Origin of the sequence: Fibrobacter sp., from assembly GCA_024399065.1 — a bacterium.
Taxonomy (GTDB): Bacteria; Fibrobacterota; Fibrobacteria; order Fibrobacterales; family Fibrobacteraceae; genus Fibrobacter.
In genome coordinates this window covers 1-25787 of the sequence record JAKSIB010000016.1, presented here as the reverse complement: position 1 = coordinate 25787, position 25787 = coordinate 1, and the positions used below count along the sequence as shown (strand labels likewise).

At 48.9% G+C, this 25787-nt stretch carries 27 protein-coding genes; 9 read left to right on the top strand and 18 right to left on the bottom strand.

The features are described 5' to 3' along the window. Positions 1 to 26: 26 nt before the first annotated feature. The 9 genes from MJZ25_09410 to MJZ25_09370 form a co-directional block, all read right to left on the bottom strand. On the bottom strand, positions 27 to 794 hold the full coding sequence (locus MJZ25_09410; protein ID MCQ2124386.1) for a ribonuclease HII: 768 nt from the start codon (positions 792 to 794) through the stop codon (positions 27 to 29). A gap of 36 nt (positions 795 to 830) precedes the next feature. Then, on the bottom strand, positions 831 to 1421 hold the full coding sequence (purN, locus tag MJZ25_09405) for a phosphoribosylglycinamide formyltransferase (protein ID MCQ2124385.1): 591 nt from the start codon (positions 1419 to 1421) through the stop codon (positions 831 to 833). A gap of 64 nt (positions 1422 to 1485) precedes the next feature. Continuing rightward, positions 1486 to 2382, bottom strand: coding sequence for a hypothetical protein (locus MJZ25_09400; protein MCQ2124384.1), 897 nt, complete (start codon positions 2380 to 2382; stop codon positions 1486 to 1488). A gap of 13 nt (positions 2383 to 2395) precedes the next feature. Beyond that, positions 2396 to 2953, bottom strand: a complete 558-nt coding sequence (locus MJZ25_09395) for a hypothetical protein (GenBank protein ID MCQ2124383.1) — start codon at positions 2951 to 2953, stop codon at positions 2396 to 2398. Positions 2954 to 2963: 10 nt separating this feature from the next. Then, complete coding sequence (locus MJZ25_09390; protein MCQ2124382.1) at positions 2964 to 3785, bottom strand: hypothetical protein; 822 nt, start codon at positions 3783 to 3785, stop codon at positions 2964 to 2966. Between the two features lie 132 nt (positions 3786 to 3917). Continuing rightward, complete coding sequence (gene sulP / locus MJZ25_09385) at positions 3918 to 5819, bottom strand: sulfate permease (GenBank protein MCQ2124381.1); 1902 nt, start codon at positions 5817 to 5819, stop codon at positions 3918 to 3920. A gap of 75 nt (positions 5820 to 5894) precedes the next feature. Further along, the gene (locus MJZ25_09380) at positions 5895 to 6233 is read right to left on the bottom strand and encodes a hypothetical protein (protein ID MCQ2124380.1); all 339 of its coding nucleotides are present in this window, start codon (positions 6231 to 6233) and stop codon (positions 5895 to 5897) included. A 17-nt stretch (positions 6234 to 6250) separates the two neighbouring features. Next, a complete protein-coding gene (locus MJZ25_09375; GenBank protein ID MCQ2124379.1) occupies positions 6251 to 6835 on the bottom strand; it encodes a hypothetical protein in 585 nt (194 codons plus the stop codon). Positions 6836 to 6845: 10 nt separating this feature from the next. Beyond that, positions 6846 to 7376 (bottom strand): sulfurtransferase TusA family protein, encoded by a 531-nt coding sequence (locus tag MJZ25_09370; protein ID MCQ2124378.1) that lies wholly within the window; start codon positions 7374 to 7376, stop codon positions 6846 to 6848. 116 nt (positions 7377 to 7492) lie between these two features. On the opposite strand from MJZ25_09370, the gene MJZ25_09365 reads away from it, so the two are divergent. Continuing rightward, positions 7493 to 9058, top strand: a complete 1566-nt coding sequence (locus MJZ25_09365) for a glycosyltransferase (GenBank protein MCQ2124377.1) — start codon at positions 7493 to 7495, stop codon at positions 9056 to 9058. A gap of 31 nt (positions 9059 to 9089) precedes the next feature. On the opposite strand, the gene MJZ25_09360 is transcribed toward MJZ25_09365, so the two are convergent. From MJZ25_09360 to MJZ25_09340, 5 genes are read right to left on the bottom strand one after another with little or no spacing between them, the layout of a single operon-like run. Next, on the bottom strand, positions 9090 to 9365 hold the full coding sequence (locus MJZ25_09360; protein MCQ2124376.1) for a prepilin-type N-terminal cleavage/methylation domain-containing protein: 276 nt from the start codon (positions 9363 to 9365) through the stop codon (positions 9090 to 9092). Continuing rightward, positions 9341 to 9724: a hypothetical protein gene (locus MJZ25_09355; protein ID MCQ2124375.1), complete on the bottom strand. Its 384-nt coding sequence runs from the start codon at positions 9722 to 9724 to the stop codon at positions 9341 to 9343. The genes MJZ25_09360 and MJZ25_09355 overlap by 25 nt, the downstream gene beginning before the upstream one ends. Before the next feature lie 20 nt (positions 9725 to 9744). Continuing rightward, positions 9745 to 10599 carry a hypothetical protein gene (locus tag MJZ25_09350; protein ID MCQ2124374.1) on the bottom strand — a complete coding sequence of 285 codons (855 nt, stop codon included), beginning with the start codon at positions 10597 to 10599 and terminating at the stop codon, positions 9745 to 9747. A gap of 2 nt (positions 10600 to 10601) precedes the next feature. Then, positions 10602 to 11753: a hypothetical protein gene (locus MJZ25_09345; GenBank protein ID MCQ2124373.1), complete on the bottom strand. Its 1152-nt coding sequence runs from the start codon at positions 11751 to 11753 to the stop codon at positions 10602 to 10604. Between the two features lie 21 nt (positions 11754 to 11774). After that, positions 11775 to 13301 (bottom strand): type II and III secretion system protein, encoded by a 1527-nt coding sequence (locus MJZ25_09340; protein MCQ2124372.1) that lies wholly within the window; start codon positions 13299 to 13301, stop codon positions 11775 to 11777. 27 nt (positions 13302 to 13328) lie between these two features. On the opposite strand from MJZ25_09340, the gene MJZ25_09335 reads away from it, so the two are divergent. From MJZ25_09335 to MJZ25_09325, 3 genes are all read left to right on the top strand, one after another. Continuing rightward, a complete protein-coding gene (locus MJZ25_09335) occupies positions 13329 to 13697 on the top strand; it encodes a hypothetical protein (protein ID MCQ2124371.1) in 369 nt (122 codons plus the stop codon). A gap of 234 nt (positions 13698 to 13931) precedes the next feature. Next, positions 13932 to 15344: a chorismate-binding protein gene (locus MJZ25_09330; protein MCQ2124370.1), complete on the top strand. Its 1413-nt coding sequence runs from the start codon at positions 13932 to 13934 to the stop codon at positions 15342 to 15344. A gap of 155 nt (positions 15345 to 15499) precedes the next feature. Then, a complete protein-coding gene (locus tag MJZ25_09325) occupies positions 15500 to 17095 on the top strand; it encodes a bifunctional anthranilate synthase component II/anthranilate phosphoribosyltransferase (protein ID MCQ2124369.1) in 1596 nt (531 codons plus the stop codon). Between the two features lie 141 nt (positions 17096 to 17236). Here the strand turns inward: MJZ25_09325 and MJZ25_09320 are convergent, their stop codons facing one another. The 4 genes from MJZ25_09320 to MJZ25_09305 form a co-directional block, all read right to left on the bottom strand. Further along, complete coding sequence (locus MJZ25_09320; protein MCQ2124368.1) at positions 17237 to 18439, bottom strand: ATP-binding protein; 1203 nt, start codon at positions 18437 to 18439, stop codon at positions 17237 to 17239. Positions 18440 to 18560: 121 nt separating this feature from the next. Beyond that, on the bottom strand, positions 18561 to 19658 hold the full coding sequence (locus MJZ25_09315; protein MCQ2124367.1) for a fibrobacter succinogenes major paralogous domain-containing protein: 1098 nt from the start codon (positions 19656 to 19658) through the stop codon (positions 18561 to 18563). A gap of 92 nt (positions 19659 to 19750) precedes the next feature. Further along, on the bottom strand, positions 19751 to 20155 hold the full coding sequence (locus MJZ25_09310) for a DUF86 domain-containing protein (protein MCQ2124366.1): 405 nt from the start codon (positions 20153 to 20155) through the stop codon (positions 19751 to 19753). Then, complete coding sequence (locus MJZ25_09305) at positions 20148 to 20552, bottom strand: nucleotidyltransferase domain-containing protein (protein ID MCQ2124365.1); 405 nt, start codon at positions 20550 to 20552, stop codon at positions 20148 to 20150. The genes MJZ25_09310 and MJZ25_09305 overlap by 8 nt, the downstream gene beginning before the upstream one ends. A gap of 191 nt (positions 20553 to 20743) precedes the next feature. Here MJZ25_09305 and MJZ25_09300 point away from each other — a divergent pair, with 191 nt between their 5' ends. The 5 genes from MJZ25_09300 to trpA all read left to right on the top strand — a co-directional run. Beyond that, positions 20744 to 22378, top strand: a complete 1635-nt coding sequence (locus MJZ25_09300; protein ID MCQ2124364.1) for a bifunctional indole-3-glycerol phosphate synthase/phosphoribosylanthranilate isomerase — start codon at positions 20744 to 20746, stop codon at positions 22376 to 22378. 103 nt (positions 22379 to 22481) lie between these two features. Next, positions 22482 to 22640 carry a hypothetical protein gene (locus tag MJZ25_09295; GenBank protein MCQ2124363.1) on the top strand — a complete coding sequence of 53 codons (159 nt, stop codon included), beginning with the start codon at positions 22482 to 22484 and terminating at the stop codon, positions 22638 to 22640. A 42-nt stretch (positions 22641 to 22682) separates the two neighbouring features. Further along, positions 22683 to 23087 carry a GNAT family N-acetyltransferase gene (locus tag MJZ25_09290; GenBank protein MCQ2124362.1) on the top strand — a complete coding sequence of 135 codons (405 nt, stop codon included), beginning with the start codon at positions 22683 to 22685 and terminating at the stop codon, positions 23085 to 23087. A gap of 756 nt (positions 23088 to 23843) precedes the next feature. After that, positions 23844 to 25124, top strand: a complete 1281-nt coding sequence (trpB, locus tag MJZ25_09285; protein MCQ2124361.1) for a tryptophan synthase subunit beta — start codon at positions 23844 to 23846, stop codon at positions 25122 to 25124. A gap of 158 nt (positions 25125 to 25282) precedes the next feature. Beyond that, on the top strand, positions 25283 to 25787 hold a 505-nt coding region (gene trpA / locus MJZ25_09280), incomplete at its 3' end, for a tryptophan synthase subunit alpha (GenBank protein MCQ2124360.1).

Sequence of the window (25787 nt, the reverse complement as noted above, 5' to 3'; positions counted from 1 at the left end):
ACAGTAAAAACTATTTAACTTGGGTTCTACAGGGTTTCCAATCCCTTGGGGTGGAAACTGGTTCGGTGGGCCGGGGTCATCCCCAACTTGCGGATTGCAGACAAATGAGCCTTGGTTCCATAACCGGCGTGCTTGTCAAAGCCGTAACCCGGATATGTCTTTTCCAGTTCATCCATGTAGCGGTCACGGTAAACCTTGGCCAAAATGGAGGCTGCAGAAATGGAAGCCACGCGACCGTCACCCTTCACCACGGGAATCTGGATTTCATCGGGAACGCCGTGAATCTTCAGGTTTCCGTCCACAGCGACCAGCACTTCAGGAGCTGCGGGAGTAAACAGATCGGCGCAGGAAATCTCGGCATTAAAGGACGCAACGCAATCTGCAAAGGAGCCCTTCACCTCCACAGGCATTTCCGGTTCGGAAACTTCCAGGCCAGGCATCCCTAGAGCAGTCAAGGCGCGGCGCATCGCCAAAAAATCCGCTTCAAGAATATTGATGGAGTCAATTTCTGCAACGCTTGCGCTGGCGATGGCATAGCAAATGCAGGCGTCCTTTACGGCGTCGTACATGGCCTCGCGCTTGGGGCGGGTCAGCTTCTTGGAATCGTTCAAGGACGGCAGAATATCCGGAGACTTAAGAACGGCGGCGCAGGCCACCACAGGGCCTGCCAAAGGGCCCCTACCCACTTCGTCGATGCCGACAATGATTTTTCCCGGGAAATTGCTGCGGAAAGCCACCTCACCATCGATGGGGGCTTCAATTCCATCCACAAATGCAGGAGGCTTAAATTTCATTATCAGGTTTCAGGCACCAGGTTACAGGCTCGGGAATTACTTTTGCAAGTTTTCCCCGTATTCCTTGATGGTACGCCAGAAGATATCGTGTTCCTGTTCCAGCACGCGGGCCTGCAGGGTTTCAGGAGTATCGTCAGGCATCACAGGTACCTTGCGCTGAGCAAGGATGCGGCCGCGGTCGATTTCATTGGAAACCAGGTGAACCGTGGGGCCAGACTCTGTTTCACCTGCAGCAAGCACAGCTTCGTGAACGTGGAGTCCCCAGAAGCCCTTACCGCCAAACTTCGGCAACAAGGACGGGTGAATATTCAAGATGCGATCCTGCATCTTAGCCACCAGGCAATCCGGCAACTTCTTCATGTAGCCAGCCAAGATCAGCAGGTCCACTGGGCGTTCGTCCAACACGGCACACAAAGCCTTCTCATACTCAGCCTGGTCGGGATGAGTCTTACCGGAAATATGGTAAACCGGGATACCGTAGGTAGTAGCATGGCCTACTGCGCCACAACCACCGTTATTGGTAATGAGGAACTTGCACTGGGCTTCAAGGTCGCCCTCGCCGATGCGGTCAATAATTGCTTTAAAGTTGCTTCCGCCGCCAGAAGCCATAACGCCGATCTTGAACATGGTAGTCAAAATAGAAAAAAATTATACCATTCACACAAAGAGCCGCAACAAAAATTCCTTGCGTCTACGGAATAACTGACGGAGTATACGGAGCGTTGATAACAGTCGTAAAAGTATCACCTGATTCAAGATCAATTTTTACAGAATATGATAAACAGGGAATAAACACTCGCACATCAGTTTCGCTTTGAAGAGGACAATAGGCTTCAGTCACACCAAAAACGTCCACTCTTTTAACATTTATACGAGAATCCTCGTCATTCAAAGCTTTAACCATACTGAAATTCTTATTTACCACGTCAACCAAAGCGGCCTTGTTCAAACCTACATCTGCTTCAACAAAAAAAACATCATTTGTATTTTCTATTAAATCGAATTCAATCTCTATAGATTTCAAAAGACCATCTGCTTTTACATAGACATCAAGAGAGTTGGACGATCCAACAACAATTTTATTGTCATAAACACGCTTATACGAAAAAACATAACCAGAAATTTGTTTTTCTTTTTCATCACCAACATATTCGTAGCTTACATTAAGAAAATCAAAATCTTTTCTTACAGAATACGGCAATATATCGTCAAGGATTCCAAGACCGCACAAGTATGAATTATCGTTCAAGCAAGAGACATCAACGATGTGCGCCCTACTAGGCAGAGCATGCAACTCGCCACTCCTTCCAATTTTCGTTCTGTAACCGATAGCCTTCATTTCGCTATCCACGGCTTTAATGACTTTTTCAGATTGAAGCCCCTTTATAGACGCCACGGAAGAAGCCTTTTTAAAAACATCCTGTCCATCCGCAACATTTCCATCAAATTGAGCCGTTCTATATACAGAAATATTTTTTCGATTTCCCAGGAAATTTTCTGTCTTTTTAGAAAAAACAACCACAGGCTGAGCACTTACACTCACAAACGCAACAAAAAAAACAAACAAAGTCATTTTGCCAAAGACCATTTAAACCCCGCTCCTACCATATAAAAGATTCTTTATTATCAGAAGAAAATTCCCACCCACCATCGTCAGTTTTTTCACCAACATAAGTTTCTACATCGCATATAATAGATGGTTTCCCCAGCACAACAAAATATTTTATTTTCAAATCCTTTGATAAATAGATATCAAATTTTGGATAATCGTCAAAACCCTCGTACATATCTGCACACAAGGATGCCTTTGAATAATCCTTTTTCAAATTCTCATAAGAAATCCAGAAGAAAACAGTATCACCACGAACCAAATGGCGAACATCCCCAATAACATGTTTCGACACATCACAATAAACGGATATACTATGACCTGCGTAAACTATCCGCAGAGAATCCATTTTTTCTGCACCAATAACACCAGCTTCAACAAGACTATCGTTGATTGATTGAATCTGGACGGAATCCGAAGTGCCAGGAACAAATGCTGTTGTTACCAAATCCGGAGGTAAACAACCCGCACACTGAACCTCCATTTGACCATCACAAGCGCACAAGCAAATAAAAATCAGGAATAATAACGATTTAATAAAACTACGCATTTTTACCTCTCTAATATGCCGGAGTTCCATGAGGTTGAGTTTTTCTTTTTACTCGTCCCGCCGAAGGAGGTAACGGGCCATTATAAACATTCTGGAATCGTTCCTCTGAAAAATCAACAAATTGTCCATTTTCAGCAGTTCCTTCCACATACATAATACCAGGCTCGATTCCAAGATTTCCATTTGAATAAATAGCCTTTCTTACCGCCCTATTGTACGCATCCCAAATTTCAGAACCATCCTCAATAAAATAATCCGCAAAGTAATTAAAAGTATCCTCACTACGATGATGGTCACAATTAATGAAACAATTATACGGTTTAACGAACTCGTAGGATAAAGACTTAAAACTCAAAACGGCATGAGCGCCATTAAACCAAGTTGTTGCATAAGCCTCTGTTGTATCCAAAACCAAACACGCGTTAAGAAACACCCAACGATTAAACGACTCAAATTTTTTTGAAGTTCCTAAGTTCGTTATGCCATCATAAAGTGCAACAAGCCCAACATTTCCATGTCCAGAAAAAAAGACAATTTCAGAATTATGGTTAGCATCGTTGACAAAATTAAATGTTGTAGCTGTCGAATCCGTTCTATCAATCACATGATTTACACTTATATTCGGATACCTGCTATTTATACTTGACATCATCTGACTTACAAAACGATTTTTATGCCGAATTGATCTCGACAAGTTAGACGTACCATTGGTATAGTGAGAATAATCATTCACCGCATAAGTAGAAATGTCAATTGTATAAGGCAAACCCCAACGAACATAAGCCAAAGCGCAATCTACCACAATAAACATGCATAACAACATCTTTTTCATAGACAACTCCAATTAAATTTAAATATAAGTCCCCTCCCCCAAAAAAACAAGAACCATCCTAGAAAATTGCAAAAAAATGACGCCACCCATAAGGAGATTGGCGTCATCTTTCGTAAAATGTAAAAGACTTTTTTACTTCTTGTCGTCTTCAATCTTCCAGACGGGTTCGTCGGCGACCTTTTCGGCGATTACTTCCGGAGTGCCTTCAGCCACTGCAGCGTTGGATTCTTCAGGCATCCAGGGCTTGTCCAGACCCTTTTCCCAGCTAACGGTGGGGTTCGGATCGTAGGTGTCGCTAACCAGCGGGAGGCCGAGGATTTCGCGGGCACGGTTCAGGGCTGCATCGATGTTACCCAGAGCGTTTTCTTCGCCGAGCTGCTTCAGCACACCTGCGCGGGTGAGAGCAACCACCGGCTGGGCATGCACACCGGAAAGGAGCAACTGGGTGCCGTCCTTCTTACAGCGGATCATCAAGTCTTCAATCATCTGGATACCGGCAGCGTCGATACTGGAAACGCTACGCATGCGGAGGATAAGAATCTTGGGCTTAACGGCGATGCGATTCAAGGTTTCCTTGAACTTGTCTACAGCACCGAAGAAGAGGGAACCAGCAAGTTCGTAAACGATAACGCCCTTGGGAACCTGGCGGGCAAGTTCGTTGTGGGTCACTTCTTCGTCATCAGCACGGATTGCATCGGTAACAGCGTCCACTTCGGCAACTTCGCTCATACGCTTGATGAAGAGGATTGCAGCGAGAAGAACACCAACTTCAATAGCAACAGTCAGGTCGATGACCACGGTGAGGAAGAAAGCAACAAGCATCACCATGACGTCGCTCTTAGGGAGCTTGAACATCTTGATCACTGCGCGGTAGCCGCACATATTGAATGCAACCTGGAAAAGCACAGCGGCAAGAGCAGCCATCGGGATCATTTCAGCATACCTACCGAGAACCAGCATGATGAGCAAAAGAACAACAGCATGAACAAGACCAGAAATCGGGGAAACAGCGCCGTTACGGATGTTGGTAGCGGTACGTGCGATAGCGCCGGTAGCCGGAATACCACCGAACATGGGGCTCAAGAGGTTAGCAACACCCTGGCCGAAAAGTTCGGTATTGGAGCGGTGCTTGGTAGAGGTCATACCGTCAGCCACCACTGCAGAGAGCAAGGATTCGATAGCGCCCAAAATAGCAATGGTCAATGCCGGCTGGAAAACCTTCTGCATCATGTCCAGGCTGATGTTCGGGAGGTGCGGGGTGGGGAAACCAGACGGAATGTGGTTCTTCATACCGATGGTCATCACGCCGTGACCGTTAACGGGATCGTCCCAGCCGAGAACCTTGACAATGACGGTAGCGACGATAATAGCAATGAGGGAGCCAGGAACCTTGGAAGTAATCTTGGGCCAGAAAATGCAAACGGCGAGAGCGATGAGGCCGATAATCACGGAGTAGATGTTGATGGTATCGAGAGAAGAAGCGTAAAGCTTGATCTTACCGATAGCATCGGCAGGGTCCTTAGCCAAGAAACGGAGACCGAAGAAGTTGGGAACCTGACCCAGGGCGATGATCACGGCGATACCTGCGGTAAAGCCCACAGTCACCGGATAAGGAATGAACTTAATGATGGCACCGAACTTTGCGAGGCCGAAGACGATCAGGATGATACCGGCCAAGAGAGTTGCAGAAGCCAAGCCATCGTAACCATACTGGCTAACGATGCCGTAGACGATCACAATGAAAGCACCGGTAGGGCCACCGATCTGGAAGCGGGAACCGCCCAAAAGGCTAATAGTGAAACCAGCAATGATGGCGGTGTAAAGGCCCTGTTCCGGACCGACGCCAGAAGCGATAGCGAATGCGATTGCCAAGGGCAAAGCCAAAATGCCAACGATGACGCCGGACATAAGGTCGCTAATCAAGTTTTGCTTGGTGTAACCCCTCTTGATGGACTTTACCAATTCAGGGGTGATGGTTGCGACGGATTCGTTCAAGAACTTCTTGACGGATTCCTTAGCATTGATGTTAGACATTTGGCTTCTCCGTTCTTAAAAGAGCGCGCCAAATTTAAAAAAATCCCCCTTTTTTGGTAAGGGGGAAAATTTTGCTTAAAGGAGGCCTTTCTTTGCGGCTCGCATAAGACTCTTCAGCTGCTTCTTGTCCATCTGGGGGACTTCGGCATCCTTCTGGGCTCGAGACTTGGGAGCGCAATCTTCACAAAGGTGCTTGGTGACCGTTCCAAAGCTTGCGGCACCGTTGGAAACCGTGGTTTCCTTGAATCGGAAGGTCTTGAGCAAAGCTTCCTTGCCGCATTTGTCGCAGACTCCCATCTTCGGGGCGGCAGGTTCTCTCGGAGTACGTTCCTTCTTACGGTTGTCACTGGTAGAGTCCCAGGCACGGCTCTGGGCTGCGATCTTTCTTGCGTAACTATCGTCTGTTAAGCTCATTTTTAACTCCTTATCTTTTATTTCAACTCTTTTATAATCTCTTCGTACAGGAAAACAGCCAATAAAGTATTGCAAAGGGAGGTGGGTTTGCCGTCTTCTGTATATAAACTACGGCCAAACTTGCCCCTTTCCAGCTGTTTTTCCTTAAAAACTTCCACATAGGCGGCAAAATCAAGGATTTTCACCCTTTCCGGATTTTTGTTACGGAAACCCAGGATCATTTCGTTCAGGGCCCCCACCTGGGCAGGCGCAATGGGCAGCGTATCTGTGGGAATGGTCAAAAAATGCAGCGGGGACATGGTCTTGCTAATAATTTCGTCGGCCAAGGCGCTGTACTGTTCAAAAACCTTGTTGTAGTCGGATCCGCCACGCTTCAAATCCTTAAGACCCAGGCCGAAAATCATTCGACCAGCCTTTTTTCCAATAATGTCGGAGGAAGCGCGGGCTACAAACTGGGGAATAGTCTGAATCGCAGGTGCGTTAATAAAGAATTGGATAGGACGGTTGGCCTCACGGCACAAAAGAAGCTCCGCGAAACGGTTAGCCGCCTCGCCCTGCTCTCCTAAAAGTTCGTCACCTATTATAAGAATGCGATTTTCCACTAATCATAATCTACACTCTTATTCCCCGTTTGACCACCGTTAAAACCCAAAAATTGCCTTTTTTGTGACGATTTTCAACAATATGACCATCGGCGACCAAGGCTCCCGGCACATTTTCGATGGGAGAACCCTCGTCTAATAATATATGGATGCGAAAACCTTCGGGCAGTCCGGACAGCACCAGGCGGCTGCGGGCGGCATTCCGGGGACAGACCACCCCACGCAAGTCCAGTTCCGAAGGGAAGTCCTGCTTTAAAACCTCTGGAAGGTCCAAATTCTTTGTTTTTTCACAAAAATCGGCAATTTCGGAGGAGAAGTCCTTAGGAGAATCCAGCCATTCCCCCACCGGGAACTGGTTCAAATGGGCAGAAACCACCTTGGCCAGGGCCGATTCTGGGCTCAAAACCACGCCAGAACCCCGCTGAATCCAGTTAGAACAAGCGAAAGCAAGCAATTTTTGCAGATTTTCCGCAAAACCCTCAGATTTTTCATTTGTTCGAATCCAACGCGCAATGGGGCTGTTTTGTAAACTGTCAGTCATATTTACAGATTTTAAGTAAAAAATCGGTTATAATGTAGCAAACTTTGCCAATGGTTTCTATATTTGGCGCCAAGCTTTGTAAAAAGCAAAAGTGTTAAACAGGTTATACGGTTTTTATGGCAATCAGTACGATCTTACTGGATATCATGTTCGTGATTTACGTAATCGCGGGCGTTGGTCTCGTCATCTACGGCTTCAGCTGCTACTACAGCATCTACTTGTTCCTCAAGAACAGCCGCACCACCCGACTCTCCGATCGTAAGAAGATCCTTCAGTACTATCGCGAACACTCCATGGAAGACCTCCCCCAGGTCACCACCCAGTTGCCGGTGTTCAACGAAGCAAACTGCGTGGAACGTCTCCTTGAAGCAGTCTGCGCTATCGACTACCCCAAGGACAAGCACGAAATCCAGGTTCTGGACGACTCTACTGACGAATGCTATGAAGTCGCCAAGAAGAAGGTCGAAGAACTGGCCGCCAAGGGTTACGACATCAAGCTCATTCACCGTACCAACCGTCAGGAATTCAAGGCTGGTGCACTTAAGGAAGCAATGGCTATCGCCAAGGGTGACTTCCTCGCTATTTTCGACGCCGACTTCGTACCTGAAAAGGACTTCCTCCTGAAGACCATTCCGTACATGGTGATGGACGAACAGGTGGGCCTGGTCCAGGGTCGTTGGGGCCACTTGAACCGCACCGAATCCGGTCTTACCCTTGCTCAGTCCATCGGTATCGATGGCCACTTCGTGGTGGAACAGTCCGCACGTAGCTGGGGCAAGCTCTTCATGAACTTCAACGGTACCGCAGGTGTCTGGCGTAAGCAGGCCATCTATGGCGGTGGCGGCTGGGAAGGCGACACCCTGACCGAAGACATGGACCTTTCTTACCGTTCTCAGCTTGCTGGTTGGAAGATGAAGTTCGTGTTCGACGTGATCGTTCCGGCAGAACTTCCCAACGATATCAACGCTTTCAAGGCTCAGCAGTTCCGTTGGGCTAAGGGTTCTATCCAGACTGCAAAGAAGATCCTCCCCCGCGTTCTGAAGGCTGACGTTCCTCTCCGCGTGAAGATCGGTGCAATCCTGCATACCACCCACTACTCTATTCACCCCTGCATGCTTTTCACTGCCCTCTGCGCATGGCCGCTGTTGGCATTCTTTGAACCGGTGGCACACCTCCCGACTTGGGTATACACCGTCGGCTTCAGCTTCATCTTCCTCGCAGCAATCGCTCCTTCTGTCCTTTACTTCGTTGCTCAGCGCTGCTCCGGCTACACCGGCTGGAAGGTCCGCCTTCTCAGCATGCCGATCCTCATGGCTCTCGGCGTAGGTATCGCAGTCAGCAACTCCAAGGCAGTGTTCGCAGCAATCACCGGCCGCAAGAGCGGATTCGTCCGTACTCCGAAGAGCGGTGCCGGCCAGAAGAAGAAGGCCACCAGCCATTACAAGCAGAAGTTCCCCTGGCAGGCAGTCATCGAACTTGGCGTTGGCATTTACTGCATCTTCGGTATGTTGGAATACATCGGCGCACAGAAGTTCATCATCGGACCGTTCCTCGCCCTCTATTCCATCGGCTTCCTCTCTGTGGGCGTTCTGAGCTTCATGCACTACATCAGCAATATGATTGAAGTCAGCAAGGCTCGTAAGGAAAATCAGAACGTTCAGGGCGTGGACCTGGGTAAGTAATCCTTAAAAAAAGCGAAAGTTTAATCCCTGGCTAAGGCCGGGGATTTTTTCTTTTAATGGTTTCGCCACGTGATTTGCTGTAGGGAATCGCGCGGTGCATTTGCTGGATAAGTTCCGAGGATTCCCGCTGGTAGTCCTTGATGAAATGAAGGGTAAGATGGTGGAACCGGCTGTAGAGTTGCAAGGCCGAGGCGCTGAGGATGGAGGCCGCAGCCAGGGCTACCAGAAGTTCGATGAGGGTGTAGCCTTTGTGGGCGTTGTGGGGCCGCAAGGCTTTGTTTTTCAGCGGGTCTTTGAATTGACGCACGGAATGAGCCTCCGGAGCTTTACAGGACGGACAGCTTCGGTGTAGACCGTCGCAACGAGCAGAGGCGCAACACCGGGGACTTTAGACAAGGAATAGAACGTGGAGGAGCAATCGACGTTCGCGCTTTGGGCAGAGGCCGCAACGATTTGTGAGATCGCAACATTTTGTGAGACCGCGAAATTTTGAGCCGTCGCGCAGGAGGGAACGTGCAGTACCAAGTATTCCATGGCATTGGCGGAACAGATAAAAGCCTTGGCTTGATTTCGCTCTATGTCCCGCTGGCGCTGGAAGCCATCTATATACCGGAAGAAGACTGCGGTGGATGCGCCAAGCACAGCAAGAGCCACAAGGACCTCCATCAAAGTAAAACCGCGGGACTTCATTGCAGGGACCATTGGAAGGGAACGCGTTTGCCGTCTATGAACGCGGGGAGCAAAGGCTTTGCAAAAACGGTGGGAGAACCTTGGGGACCGAACTGCGCGACGATGACCGCAACGGAGGAGTCCCGCAAGAAGGTTCCGCCTCGCGGATCCTGAATGTGCGAAAGAAACTCGCTGCGGGAGAAGTCTACCTCAGCGGCGGTGTAGGCTTCGAGGTAGCTGGCGGAAATATTGCCCGCGATAAGCAGCGGGCCCGCGGAATATAGCCGGAGGGTGTCGTAACGTGCGGAGCCCCGAAGCGTGAGACTGCCGGTTGAATAAAAGTTCCCGCAGGCGGCGTGGCCCGACAAATCCAGATACAGGTCTCCGTCTTGTACCATCAAGCTCATAGAAGTTGCGCCGCCGAAAAGCCGGCGGTTGCCCGATTTCGCCTGCAGGTTGGGCGCCATCAAGATTTCCTTTTTCAGATTCTCACGGAGGCCGTCTGCAATCAATTTCCGCTGGCCATAAGCAAGACGACTCAAGCCTTCTATTGCAATGCCAGTTAAGGCCCTCACGTTGCCCGCAGAATATTCCATCCAAGGCCCACGCATTTCCTTCGTAACTTCAGGCAGTTTCCATCCCCAATCGTTTCCTTCAAAATAACCCTGCGGAAAACCGCTCAGTTCCGCAAGAATAGCCGACTCCCCGTCATAAATATCCTGCAATCTTTCCGCCTCCCGCAGGGCAATTCTGCCCACGCCTCCCGGCATCCGCAAAAGCGCCGTCAGCATGCAGGTCACCGCAAGAACAATCCCTAGCACAAGGGGCAGCACCGCACCGCGGCACCTCAAAACAAGCGCACCAAGCACCATATTTACCTCATCGAAATCACAGCGGAAGAATCCCCGCAGACAAGTTGCACTTGAGTCCGTTCAATTTCCTGCACCATAAAATTCCCTAGCGAATCCCCAACAAAAAAAGTTTTCGCAGGCTCGGCAATATCCACAATTGCCACAAACAATTTCTCCCCCACAATTCCCTTCAAATGAACTTCCGGCAAAATACAAGTCGGCCGACTTTCCTCATAAGAAATCTCTTTTCGAGGCTTAGGAACCTCCTCTCGAAAACTCACATTTCGTTCCTCCAAGATTTCAACCAACTCCGGCACATCTAATTCCACAGGTATCGCATCCACCATTTTTTCATTCACATAAGCCGTCCCAAAATCTGTTACATATTTCAGCATCCAGTCCAGCGCAAACCCCACAATTATAAGGACAGAAATAGCCAACAATAATCCACTGCAAAGCCCGATTTTATGCGGGCGCTCTTCAATCAACAAAGAGTCCTTCCCCGTTTTTCGCAAATCAATATTTTTCCAAAAGGAATCCTTCACCGCCTTCTTGAAAAGTCGTCTTTCGCAAACACCCCCGCGGACATCAAGCCTATCCTCATCCATTCCAACTTCTGCAAATTTTTCCACCCTAGAAAACAAAGCATCCGTATTCAAGAACTTTCTAAAACGTTCCAGACGATTTTCTACCATCCCCCTTTGGGCATCCTCCTCTTCCAAGCCATATCCAATTTCCTCGGACCAATGGCAAAGCCGTCCTTCAAAGAACACCAAGATGTAGAGCACACCATCTACGATTTTCCAGAACAAACAATTTCCATTAACGTCTGGAAATTGCTGATCCGCCCAGCCGAACAACCACGCTTGTCGTGGCACCAATCGTCTCGAAAAACAACCTGGGAAATTATCCATAAAACCGCGACGGTTCTCCCCCACATCATCTTCAGGCATCATCACCAAGTACCGCAGTTTTCGTCCTTCCGGAGAATTCTGCGAAGTCATTAAAGTCACTAAAATCTTCGAAACATCAATCTGAGGAAAGTCCAAATGAAATTGTTTCAACAGTTGTTCTTCCGAAGGATGCCCGTCAAAGGTTGTTACCATTTCCCAAGTACACATGCGTGCCGGCACAGGTTTCGCACCATTCAATAGTTTCGCACCCAACAAATTCACACCACTCCAAAAACACATACCTTACCGCCCCAGCATCGGTGTGATAAAAATGGCCAACTCATTTTCTTCCTCCACCTCGGACACATAACTGAACAATCGTCCAATCACAGGAATGCTCCCGAGAAAAGGAACCGCCGAACGCACTTCCGATTTATTCTTACGAATCAGCCCACCCAAGCAAAGGGTTTCGCCATCCTTCAGGGAAACTACCGTCTTTAAATTGCGGGTACTGATATCACGGGGGCCGTCTCCAGTGCTGCGGCCCGCGGTCTTGATTTCCGGAGACACCTCCAGCGTAATCACGCCTTCCCGCGTCACCGACGGCGTCAACTCCAAGGAAATTCCATCATTAAAAGAACGGTAATCTGTAATGGGGAATCCATCGGCCGTTACCTGACTCACCAGATAATAAACCGTATTGGTCACATTCAGTTCAGCCTTATTTCCATTCAACGTCGTCAGCCGCGGGCGAGCCAAAACCTCGGCCTCGTTACGTTCCTCCATAGCGGACAATTCCAATTCAAAACGATCTGGCAACAGACCAATTTTTCCAAAAGCCCCCGACACAGAAAAATCCTTGTCCACAAAATCAAGGAACCCTCGGGCACCGATGTTATACTCCCCCGTTTTTCTGCCGGAGCCCCCATGCAATCCGATTTCGAAATTCTTTCCCCGTTTGAATTCCACCACAATGCAGCTCAAGGTCACTTGAATAGCGGGCACATCAATTTGCTGCAACAAGTTTTCCGCCATCTTGATTTCGTAATCGGAACCTCCTAGCAACAAGGCGTTCTGTTCCTTAACCTCCGCTGCAGTAAATTCCGTACTTGGGGAAAACTTCGTCAAATGAGCCAGCGCCTGTTCTGCAAGAAGATGCTTTAAAGGATAAAGTTTCGTATAAGACAGAGCCTTCCGCATTCCGCCTTCGGACACGAACAAATTATTGGAGTCCAGAGCATAGCTGTAGCGGTGTCCCTTAAACAGAGCATCCACCAGAGTTTTCAAATCCACATCTTCAAATTTTAGGTTCACATTTTCACGGATGTCACCATAAACCGCCAAATTCAAGTCGGCCACTTCGGCAAGACTTTGCAAAGCATCACCCAAAAGCGCATCACGAATTTCCGCTGAAAAACGACCATCCAGCTGTTCCAATTTTATTTTATCTGAGATCGGTGATGAACCAGACCGCGACGAACCGGATTTAGACACCCCAACTTCCTGAGGCAAAACCACCAACACATCCTTGGATTGTTTCACCCGAAAACCGGCCGTAGTTATCAACTTCACAAAAGCATCTTTCGCCTTCATATTCCGAAGTTCACCGGAAACCTTTCCAATCACCTCCGGAGCAACCAAAATATTCAACCCCGAATTCATAGAGTACTCATGAACAAATTCACGAACATCCTTGTCCTTCACAGACAAACTCACCAAGGAATCAGACAACGTAAATTCATGTTCTCCCCGATTCACCTTTTTGCGGATATGCAGTACCCCATTTTCCTGATGCAATTCCAAATGGTTCGCCAGACACAATGCTGACAAGCCATCAAAATAATCAGAGTTCTCCAAATGAAATGTCACCCTGGTTTCTATACCTTCATCTACAAGAATGGACGTATTGTATGCCACGGAAACAGCCCGAACCACCTCCGCAATGGGCGTATCCACGAAATCCAGAGCAAATTCGCCCTTATTTTTAGGCCACCCCTGGGAAAAAAGCAGCAAAAACACCACAAAACAGGCTTTTTTCAAACCTGGTCCACTAAAAAACGTATGTTGGAACAAAAATCCCTCTCGGTTCGGCTCAATCGCCACGGGCGCCCGGCCAGGGATATAGAAAAACAGCCCAATTTAAGCTGTTTGCCCAAATTACAAAATACTTTGTTAAAAAAACAAGTTTTTTTCCTTAATTCCGACAAATCCCTTGCCAACATGTAGGGATATTCATAAATTATTGAACATGAAGATGATTAACGTACTCTGCAAGAACTTTGACGGCCGATGGTGGCGCGGACTCTAACATAGAGTCTGGTTTTTTGCACGTACTATTTAATCAAGGCAAAGGCTTCCAGACTCCCTGGAGGCTTTTATTTTTTCCCTTTACATTTGAAATCCTCCAGGACGAAAGCCTAAAAAGCTAAATTTGGTCCGTTAAAAACAGAGGATTGAAAAATGACAGAACCTCGCACCGATAGCATCTACGTCGCCCTTCCTGGCGAACGCTATACCCCTTTCTCCCTGGGCAAGAAGCTGGGAGCAAAGGCAATCTTTGAATCCGCATCTTTCGCACACGGCAAGAGCCGCTACTCCACTTTGATGGTGGACGAAGGCTTCCGTCTCCGTCAAAACGAAAAGGACGTGTCCATCGTCGTCGATGGCAAGGAAAGCGTTTTCCTGAAGGAAGGCGAAGGCGACATCCTGGACGCCTTGCTGAAGATTTCCGCAGAAAACACCGTGCCCCCTAACCAGATTCCTATTCCCTCCTCTGGCGTGGGCTACCTGGGGTACGAATTCTGCGCACGCTGCGATACCATTCACCTGGCACCCCAGGTGGATGAACTGAACATTCCCGAAGCTGAATTCATGGTGGGCCACATCTACATCGTGTTCGACCACTACACCGAAAAGCTTCACCTGTTCGCCCTGAACTACGAAGAACACCAGATCGACCTGCCGGCCGCCATCAACAACGTGAAGAAGCGTCTGGCCGACATGGACTTCAGCTACCTGGCTCCGGAACAGGAAGTGGCCAAGGGCGTTACTGTTACCGATCTTTCCAAGTCCAAGGAAGAATACTCCGCCAAGGTGGTGGAACTTCAGAAGCACATCGTGGCCGGCGACATCGTCCAGGCCGTGCCCTCTCGCCGCATCCAGTTCGAAAGCGACATCGAGGCATTGGACATCTACCGCCGCCTCCGTTCCGTGAACCCGTCTCCGTACATGTTCTACCTGGACTACGGTACTCACCAGTTCATCGGCGCATCCCCGGAAAGCCTGGTCCGCGTCCGTGATGGCATTGCCACCATCCATCCCATCGCAGGTACTCGCCGCCGTGGCAAGAACGACCTGGAAGACGAAGAATTGATGAAGGAACTGAAGGCCGACCCCAAGGAGAAGGCAGAACACCTGATGCTTGTGGACCTGGCCCGCAACGACCTTGGCCGCGTCTGCACCGCCGGCACCGTGGATACCGTGAAGTACATGGAATGCGAAAAGTACAGTCATGTGATCCACCTGGTTTCTGACGTTCAGGGTAAGGTAAGCGTTGGTAAGAAGTCCATCGAAGTACTTCGTTCCAGCTTCCCCGCAGGTACCGTCAGCGGCGCTCCCAAGATCAGCGCCATCGAAATTCTTTCTGGTTTGGAAAAAGTCAAGCGTCGCTTCTATGCAGGCGCTGTGGGCTACATCGAATCCGATGGTGACCTGGACTTCTGTATTTCTATCCGTTGCTGCCTGAAGCAGGGCAAGAAGATCAGCCTGCAAGCTGGCGGTGGCATTGTGGCTGCCTCCAACGCAGAACGCGAATTTGAAGAAACTAACGAAAAGCTCGGTGCCGTTCGTGCCGTCCTGGAAGGAGTGAAATAGACGAGAGAACGGCGCTACGCGCCTACAGACTAAAGACGAAAGATAAAATTAGGCAGCAAAGCTGCCATATCATGGGTGCCGAAGGCACGATATTAAACTCTCTCGTCTCTCGCCTCTCGTCTTTCGTCTAAGCATTTTTACCCGAGGTTTAAACCATGATCGTTTTAATTGACAACTACGACTCTTTCACTTACAACGTGTATCAGGCTTTGGCCAAGATCACTAACGAAGAAATCCGCGTGCTCCGCAGCAAGGAATGCACCATCGCCGACATCGAAGCTCTGAACCCAAGCCGCCTCATTGTGAGCCCGGGCCCGGGTCGCCCTGAAGATGCAGGCATCTCTGTTGAAGCCATCAGGCACTTCGCAGGCAAGCTCCCCATTCTTGGCATCTGCCTTGGTCACCAGGCTATTGGCTACGCTTTCGGTGCAAAGATCGTGGGTGCAAAGTTCATCAAGCATGGCATCGTGGAAGACATCAACACCGACGGCCGCGGCCTCTTCCGCACCATCGGCAAGAAGAACCCCTTCACCCGCTACCACAGCCTGGTTATCGACGAATCCACCCTCCCGCCGGAATTCGAAGTGACCGCCCGCGCCGACGACGGCGACATCATGGGCATCCGTCACAAGACCATGGACATCGAAGGCGTCCAGTTCCACCCGGAATCAATCGCCAGCGGCAAGGAAGCCGAATTCTTCAAGGCATTCCTCAACTACCGTCGCGATCCTCTGGACGTTCGCGGCATCCTGAACACCCTCATGGTTGGCAAGGATCTTTCCCGCGAGACAGCAGAACGTTTCATGGACGACCTGACCGACGGCATCATGGACGAACGCCAGATGGCCGCCATTCTTACAGGTCTTTCCTGCAAGGGCCCCGTGGCCGATGAAATCGCAGGCTGCGCCGCAGTACTCAGCCGCAAGAAGCGCAAGTTCCCCATTGCTGGCGACGAGCTCACCGACATCGTGGGTACCGGTGGCGACGGCAAGGGCAGCTTCAATGTGAGTTCCATGTCTGGCCTTATCGCAGCTACCTGCGGTTGTAAGATTGCAAAGCACGGCAACCGCGCCGTTTCCAGCAAGTCCGGTGCAGCAAACTTCTACACCGCCGCAGGCTTCAAGCTGGACATGACTCCGGAAAAGGCAGCCGAAGTTCTGGAAAAGACTGGCTTTGTATTCCTTATGGCTCCCGTCTATCACAGCGCCATGCGTTTCGCAGGTCCTGTCCGCCAGTGCCTTGGCATCAAGACCATCATGAACCTCATCGGACCTCTCACCAACCCTGCAGAAGCCAAGTACCTTTGCCTGGGCGTTTACAGCGAAGCTGTGCTGGAACCCTTCACCAAGGCAGCACATGCCCTGGGTGCAAAGCGCGTCATGGTTGCCTTGAGCGACGACGGCTACGATGAAATTTCTCCCTGCGTTCCCACCACCATTGCAGAAATCCTGGAAGACGGCGTTTACAAGACCTACCGTATCGACCCCAAGGACTTCGGCGTTCCCGCTGTGGACGAAGACGATCTGGCAGGTGGCACCGGCGAAGAAAACTTCAAGCTGGGTCTGGACATGTTGAACGGCAAGGGCCGTCCGGGCATCAAGTACGCTTGCGCCCTGAACGCTGGTGCCGCCCTCTACATCAGCAAGAAGGCCGCCACCATCAAGGAAGGCTACGACATGGCCATGAAGGCAATCGAAGACGGCTCCGTGCTGAAGAAGATCGAAGAAGTCAAGGTTGCAAGTAATAGCTAGACCCGCGTCATTCTCGCGTAAGCGAGAATCTGGCATTAAAAAAAACTCCCCACCACAATGGTCGGGGAGTTTTTCATTTACCCAAAATCACCTATTTTAGGTAAAAGTTTAGTTGGAGTCTTGGAGACAATAAAATCTCATTCAAAATTTTTCCACGGGCACGACCTTAATAACATACCCGTTCTTTTCAATGAGCCGTTCATCATTCCATGTTACAATGGTAAGGTTATCGCACTTCAGTTCGCCGGCGCATTCCACAAGGCTACCCACCTCTCGCTTTTCTGTTTTTTCGTTCGACATCTCGTAACAAACTTGAATTAGCTGCTTTACCTTGTTACCTTCACGAACTACAAAATCCGTTTCCTTGTCATTGCGAGAATGGTAGTAGAACAAGGATTTTTCGGTATCGTACCCACGGCGAAGCAATTCAATAAAGACTTGATTTTCCAGAAGTTTTCCCAGATTTTCGCTAAGGCTAAACGCCCTCGACGAAACAAAGCCATTGTCAACCACATAGACCTTGCGCGGAGCCTTTTTCATTAGTTTCAATTTGTTGTTGTATCTATCCAGATAATAGAACAGGAATGGCTCATGCAAATAGTCCATGAACTTTTTTGTCGTGGCAACGCTGGAAAGGCCAAGGTCATCCGCCACATCGTTGTAGCTAAATGTTCCCGTAAAATTTGCAAGAAGGAATGTAGCCACATTATTCAGGTCCGTAACATTTCGGATCTTGTGCCTGCGAACCACATCCTTGTACACAATGGAATCGAACAGTGTCTGCAGGTATGTTTGCGTTATGGCCCGTTGCGACACCGTTTCCGGATAGCCCCCGTTTTTAAGATAATCGTCCTTGGTCAATTCCCGATTAAACGAGCATGTTTCAAACAAACTAAAAGGTAGCATCTTGATTTCAAGATATCGCCCCGTAAGCACGGTTGCCATTTCTCCCGAAAGCATGTTGGCGTTACTACCTGTTATAACCAGGTTGTACCCACGACGAAAAAGCTTGCCGACCAAAACATCCCAGCCACTTACGTTCTGGACTTCGTCAAGCAAAAGGTACTGAAAATTCGGGTACACCTCGTTCAGCAGCATTTCCGCCTGTTCCTCGTTCCAGCCTTTTAGCAATTCATTATCATCGAAATTCAGGTAAGCAAAATTCTTCCCGCGCAGCATCAAAATAGCCTGGGTGGATTTTCCCACGCGACGAGGCCCCGTTAACAACTTTATGTTCGGGCTCTGGAGCAAGGCTTCAAAATCATACACCGTTTGACGTGTAAGGTAAGGCTCCGCTAAAAGGCGGTCCCGTTCTTTTCGCTGATTGAGCACGGCACTTTTCATGCCTTAAAAATAGCATTTTTAACCAGTAAAACAACCATATTGAATAAAAAAGCGTATTTTTTATTCAATACAGTAAGTAAATTGAATAAAATGAATTAGACAACCTATTTTAGGTAAAAGTTTAATTGGAGTCTTGGAGACAACGAACGGAGAAGCCGTCGTCCTTATAGGTGCCTTTCAGGGCGGCATACTCGTAGTCGTAGTACAAAACCATGTAGTAGGCGCCGCCGATATTGGTCTCGCGAGTAGACCAGAAGTAGGCGTAGTCGCCGGCTCTGCCGAAACCGTCACGGTAGTGTCTGTAGCCTGCAGGGAGCGCGGAGAAGCCGTAGGCATCCCTATCGGCAGCATCGCCCGTCTGCGATTTCCAGCCGGTCTGCGACTTGAGTGCCGTACCCGCCTTACTAGAGCCACCCACCGCTGTGAACAAGGTCTCCCATTCTTCGTATGTCGGCAGGTGCCAGCCTTCGGGGCACACGCCTTGAACAACTGTCGGCAGCGTACATTCTACGCCGTAGCCGCAAATCTGAGGATTGTCTGCATCGTTTGCCAAGGCAACTGAGTCAATGGCTGCAGCCCAGATGTAAAGGCGACCGGTTACATCGCAGTTTTCAGCCTTATTGTCATAGCACCAGGACTTACCCTTCAGGCTCGGCATTTTTGTAGAATCGGCATAGTTCAGGTTCTCGGCCATCCATACCTGATCATCGATCTTTACGGTCTTATAGGTCTTATTGTCGCGGGTGTCAGTCATCTCGCCATACGAAACCTTCGGATTCAAGAATTCATCCTTCGTCATATCAAAAAGACCGCGACTACTACTGGACGATTCAACTTTTACAGCAGAGCTACTAGAGCTAACTATACTGCTACTGGACATCGGGTCGTCCTTCTTGCTACTGGAAGAGCCTGGCTTGACAGAGGAGGAGGAACTGCCCGGCTTGACACTCGACGAGGAATCGTCGCCGTCCGTTTCGTCATCGGAAATCCATTTGCCGTCTTCGCAGATGTAGGCGGTCTTTTCATCCTTCACGTAGGCGGTAGCGCCCTCACGCTTGTCGCTGCAAACAGGCAAATCATCGAAAGTCGCAACAACCAAATCGGACTCGGATACGGAACCATTTGCAGAAGCCCCGGAACTGGATTCGCCGTCACCGCAGGCCCAAAAAGCCAGTGGTGCACAAAGCAGCGGAAGCATCAGTGAAATCTTTTTACGCATATAAAACTCCTAGGGCAAAATGGAGATTATCTGTAAATAGAAATATACGCTTTTTTATAGATAAGCACAACAGACAAGTGCTAACTCAGCCCTTACAAGCGGGCAATGCTCGCAGCAAATTCAACAAAATCGCTTAGGTTATTCTTGACAATGGAGTAAATTATTTTGTTGTCAATAACTTCGTATTGATGTACTGCGATATTTCTAAAACCAACAGCCTTCGCTAAATTATCTGCATTGGATTTTGAAATCACATTTTTCTCAAATAAAATTTTGAAAGTATCCGCCATGGTAACTGGCGATGCTCCGTAATCAACTACAATGTGATTACCAATATCCACGCACACCTGAACGGCTCTTTGCAAATTCAAAAGGATAATATCTTGTTTATCCAAACTGTTTTCAAGGTCTTCCAAAGTCTGGATATTTTGCGACTTTATGCGTTCAACACAACGCATAAGCATTTCTAATTTCGCTTGAAGTACATCCTTATCCATTAACAAACCTCTTTATTTTTTCTGCACGGCAAGCACGGATAATCGGTAAAAAATCCTCGTAAAAATAGAGGGCCTTCATAAGGTACTTGTGGAATACCGCATGGTCAAACTTGATACGTTCACCGGTGGTCATCACCTGATGCAAAAATACACCCTCGGCCTTGGATAAATCCGAAATATCGATTTCTCGACCGCAAAGAAGACTCAATTCCACCTGCATTGTCGCAAGCGAATCAAAATCCAGGCTTTCCTTTGAATGGACCACAAGGTCAATATCGCTATACTCGTTGAAATTACCTTTCGCAAAGGAGCCATAAAGGATTACCGCATCAATGGAATCCTGATGCGCAAAATAGTCCTGCAACTTAGACTTGATTATGTCCTTTTGTATCTGCACTGCTAGAATATAACTATTTCAACAAAACAACGCAAGCCGATTTCCCAACGCAATTTTTCATTTATCTTTTTTTCTAAATTTTGCAGGTAAAATTTCAAGCCCCCGCATCCAGGGCCTCGAACATCAAACCTCGTACCTGGAGCCTCGAACCTGGAACCTCGCGCCTCGTGCCTCGAACCTGGAACCTATAAATGAGCGAAGATATTTTAAAGAAGATTGTAGACAAGAGACGTGCAGACATTGAACGCCTTGGTCTCACCTTTGGCTTTGACATTCCCGAAAAGCGTACCGTTGGCCGTTGCGAATTTCTCGGCCGCCCGGGTCCCATTCTCGAAGTCAAGCGAGCTTCGCCCTCCAAGGGGGACATCGCCCCGGACTTGGTTCCTGCGGATTTGGCATGCACTTACGCCGCCGCCGGCGCACAGGCAATTTCTGTGCTTACAGAAACCAACTACTTCAAGGGAACTTTGGCAGACCTGATTGCGGTGGCCAAGGCCGTGGATAATGGAGATGGCACCAAGAAGTGCGCCGTGCTCCGTAAGGACTTCTTGCTGTTCGAAGACGAAATCGACATCGCCTACCGCTGCGGTGCCGACGCGGTTCTTTTGATCGCCCGCATCCTGGATGACGAACAGCTGATCAAGATGGCCAAGCGCGCCCAGAGTTTTGAGATGCAGGCTTTTGTGGAAGTCCGTGAACCGGATGATCTGAGAAAGCTGAATCTTGTTTTGGAAACGTTGGACAAGGAAGCTGCCGGCGACGCAGCAAAAAGTGCCGAACGCACCATCGTTGCAGGCGTAAATTCCCGCGACCTGGCAACCTTCCACATCGACCCCATGGTTCCTGCAGCTATCCGCAACAAGCTGCCGGCAAAGGCTGTTTTTGAAAGTGGAGTACACACTCCTGCCGACGCCGCATTCGCCCGCAGTCTGGGCTTCAAGGGAATTCTCGTTGGCGAAGCCGTGGCAAAGAACCCGCCCCTAGCAGCAAAGCTAGTTGCCGCATTTGGCACCGCCGAAGATAACCGCCGCGGTGACTTCTGGAAGACCTTTGCAGAACGCCGTGACGCCAAACGCGCCGCCTACGCCGCTGCTATGGCAGACGCAAGTATGGAAAGCGCCGACGCAGAACGCGCCGCACACAAGATTCCCATGGTCAAGATTTGCGGCATCACTCGCGAAGAAGACGGTTTTGCCGCCGCCGAAATGGGCGCCGACATGCTGGGCTTCGTTTTCAGCAACACAAAACGTCTGACTAACGAAAAGTTCGTCCGCGACTTCACCCAGCTGCTCCGTAGCGAATACGAAGCGGAAGGTAAGCTTTGCCCCCTGTTTGTTGGCGTCATTACCGAGACCACCACAGAAGAAGGCAAGACCGCCATTAAGCTTGCGGCCGAAGGCGTTCTGGACGCAGTGCAGTTCCACGGATTTGCAGCACCCGCATTTGACGCAATTCCCGCAGAAGTAGCAAGCGCCGCCCAGTCTCCGTCCCTCCCCTGCTACAACGCCCTTCGCATCGGTTCCGCAGAAGACTTCGAAAACTTCGCCGCCATTCGCAAGCACGGTGAACCCCGCGTCCTTCTGGACGCCAAGGTAGAAGGCATCCCCGGTGGATCCGGAAAACGTATTCCCGAAGAACTGCTCCGCGAAAAAGCAGGCGAAACACCCTTCTGGCTCGCCGGCGGCATCACTCCCGAGAACATCGGCGACATTTGCGCAAAGTTCTCCCCCGAACTTGTGGACGTGTCCAGCGGCGTAGAAGATGCTCCCGGCGTCAAGAACACAGAAAAGATGATGCAGCTGTTTGCAGCAATCAATAGCTTGTAAAAAACAGAATCATTCCTACTGAAAACTTTTTCCAAATCAAGCAAAAGTTTTCAGTAGAATTTTGGTTTACTTAAAGGACATTCTGTTTTAGGAATGTTCTTTTTTGAACCCGGGGAAAACTGAAGAATTTGAATTAAGCCAGGATGTTGTTTCTGTATCAATTGAAGAGATTGATAAGGATAAATGGTCAGAGATTTATCACAATGAAATATATGGCAACGAAGAAACATTATTCGTGGCTCCTAAATATATTGTAGATTAACAGATAAATTCCGATTTTTAGTGTTAGAAGGGAAATTGTAAAATGAGTATAGAATATAAAGAAATTCACGAATTTGAAGCTGAACAATTGAAGGACTTATTTCTTTCTGTTGAATGGTCATCAGGTCATTATCCAGATAAGTTAGTAGTAGCAATGAAAAATTTCCAGACTGTGTATTCTGCATGGGAAGGGGAAAAACTTGTAGGAATGATTTGTGCTATGGATGATGGAATTATGAATGCATATGTTCATTATTTGTTAGTAAATCCACAATATCATGGAAACACGATAGGAAGAACATTGGTAGCTATGATGAAAGAACATTATAAAGATTATCTGAGAGTAGCAGTTATTGCATATGATAACGAATTACATTTTTATGAGCAATGTGGATTTGTAAAAAGTAATGATGCATCACCAATGTTTATTACATCATTATGGACATAAATTCAGATTTTGCTGTTTTAATCTTATAGGGGTTCTTTTTGAACCTGGGGGAAAATGCCTTTCATGCGCGAGAAACGGTGTTCATCAACATATTCGCAAGCAAAAAGTCATACTTCTCATAAAAACAAACAACAAAAGTATGATTATTTACAAACAAACTAATCAAAACACTACCTATTTTCGTTTAACTGGTCATACTTTTTCTGAAATACTAAACGAAAAATACTACCCGTAACACATAAACATACATAACCTGAGCCCCGCACCTCCCTCTTTGCCCCCATATAGGCGTGATTGGTCATACTTATCTCCCCAAAGCATCACAAAAGTTTGACTTTTTAGTCAATTTTTCTTATAGGGGCTCTTTTGAACCAGGTAAAAACAATCGCTCACTTTCGGTAATTTTTCCCGACAATCCTCCCCCTTCCCCTTGCCAATTTTTAGGGATATTCATAAATTTTGGCACATGAAGATGATTAACGTGCTTTGCGAAAACTTTGACGGCCGATGGTGGCGCGGACTCTAACATAGAGTCTGGTTTTTGCAAGTTTAGTTGATCAAGGCAAAAGGCTTCCAGACTCCCTGGAGGCTTTTATTTTTCCCCAAAGACATTTAGAATCCTCCAGGTAATCTAGGGCCTGCGCCTAAAAAAGCTATTTTTTAGACGTTTAAAACAGCGGCTATGCCGCGCAACCTTAACCTCAAGGGCCGTTTGCCGACCTCGAAGCGAACGACCTGAAACCTGAAGACCTGAATATGGCAAAATCTCTGGTAGAATCAGATAACGGCTTTTTCAACGAGTTCGGCGGCAAGTATGTAGCCGAAATCATCCGCCGTCCTTTGGACGATCTTGAAGAAGCTTTCAACAAGTACATCAAGGACCCGGAATTCCTGGAAGAACTGCGTATCATCCAGCGCGACTACATTGGCCGCGAAACTCCGCTGTACTACGCCCCCACCGCAACAGAACTCCTGGGCGGCGCTCAGATCTACATCAAGCTGGAAGGTCTCGCCAACACCGGCGCCCACAAGATCAACAACGCCATCGGCCAGTGCCTCTTGGCAAAGAAGATGGGCAAGACCCGCATTATCGCAGAAACTGGCGCAGGTCAGCACGGTCTCGCCACTGCAGCCGCTTGCGCAAAGCTGGGCCTGGAATGCATCGTCTATATGGGCGAAGTTGACGTTCGTCGCCAACAGCCAAACGTAGCCACCATGGAACTTTACGGTGCCAAGGTGGTGCCCGTTACCAGCGGTAGCCGCACTCTGAAGGATGCCGTGAACGAAGCCATGCGCGACTGGGCAACCAACTTTGCTACTACCCACTACGTTTTGGGTTCCGCTCTCGGTCCCGCACCGTTCCCCGATATCGTCCGTACTTTCCAGAGCATCATCGGTGAAGAAGTGAAGCGTCAGGCTGCAGAACGCAACCTGGACATCGCAGCCATCGTGGCTTGCGTTGGTGGCGGTTCCAACTCCATTGGCGTGTTCACTCCGTTTATTGAAAATGAAAAGATTCGCCTCATCGGTGCAGAAGCTGGTGGCGTAGGCCCGAAGCTTGGCGAAAACGCAGCCCGCATGGTGGGCAATGCTGCCAAGGTTGGTATCGTTCAAGGTTACAAGAGCAAGTTCCTGGTAGATGACGATGGTCAGTCCCAGCCCACACGCTCCATTTCCGCAGGTCTCGACTATATGGGTATCGGCCCTCAGCTGGCAGCCCTGGGCGAAGCCGGCCGCGTTGAATTCACCAGCATCCTGGACAAGGAAGCTTTGGAAGCCGTAAACTTCTTCGCCAAGAACGAAGGCATTCTCTTCGCTCTTGAAAGTTCCCACGCCGGTGCCGCCGCCATAAAGATCGCCAAGGAATTCCCCAAGGACAAGGCTATCATCATCAACATGAGTGGCCGCGGCGACAAGGACATCTTCATTACCAGTCCCGTGTTCCGCCCCGAAAAGTGGAAGGAATTCCTGGCCGCAGAACTGAAGCGTCTGAACAATAACGAAGACATCCACGACGCAGAGATTATGAACAAGTAACTTAGACGAGAGAACGGAGCTACGCTCCTACAGACTAGAGACGAAAGAAAATAATGGCGGCATAGCCGCTACATAAAAAACGCCAAAGGCGCAAATTTAACATCTCTCGTCTCTCGTCTTTCGTCTCTCGTCTAGCATTTTATTCAGGAATTTGAACAATGAACGCACCTATCACTCTCATGTCTCATTTGATCGCCGGCTTCCCCGACGGTGAAACTTCTATTGCCATCGCAGACGCACTCGTAAAGGGCGGCGCATCCATCCTGGAAATCCAGTTGGCCTTTAGCGACCCCAGCGCCGACGGTCCTGCCATTCAGACCGCTTCTACCGTAGCTTTGGAAAAGGGCTACTCCACCAAGCAGGGTCTTGAAATCGTGAAGAAGATTCACGAAATGCATCCGGATACTCCCATTTACATCATGACTTATGGTAGCTTGGCATTTACTCCGGGCGTCGAAAACTTCGTGAAGATGTGCAAGGACGCAGGCGTTTCCGCTTGCATTATTCCGGACCTTCCCTTCGATAACGACGAAGGCCTCACCGCTGCTTGCGCCAAGTACGGCATGGAAAACATTCCGGTGGCAGCACCCAGCATGACCCAGGCTCGCCTCGAAGAAATGGCATCCAAGGGATTCAAGTACATCTACGCAGCACTGCGCGCAG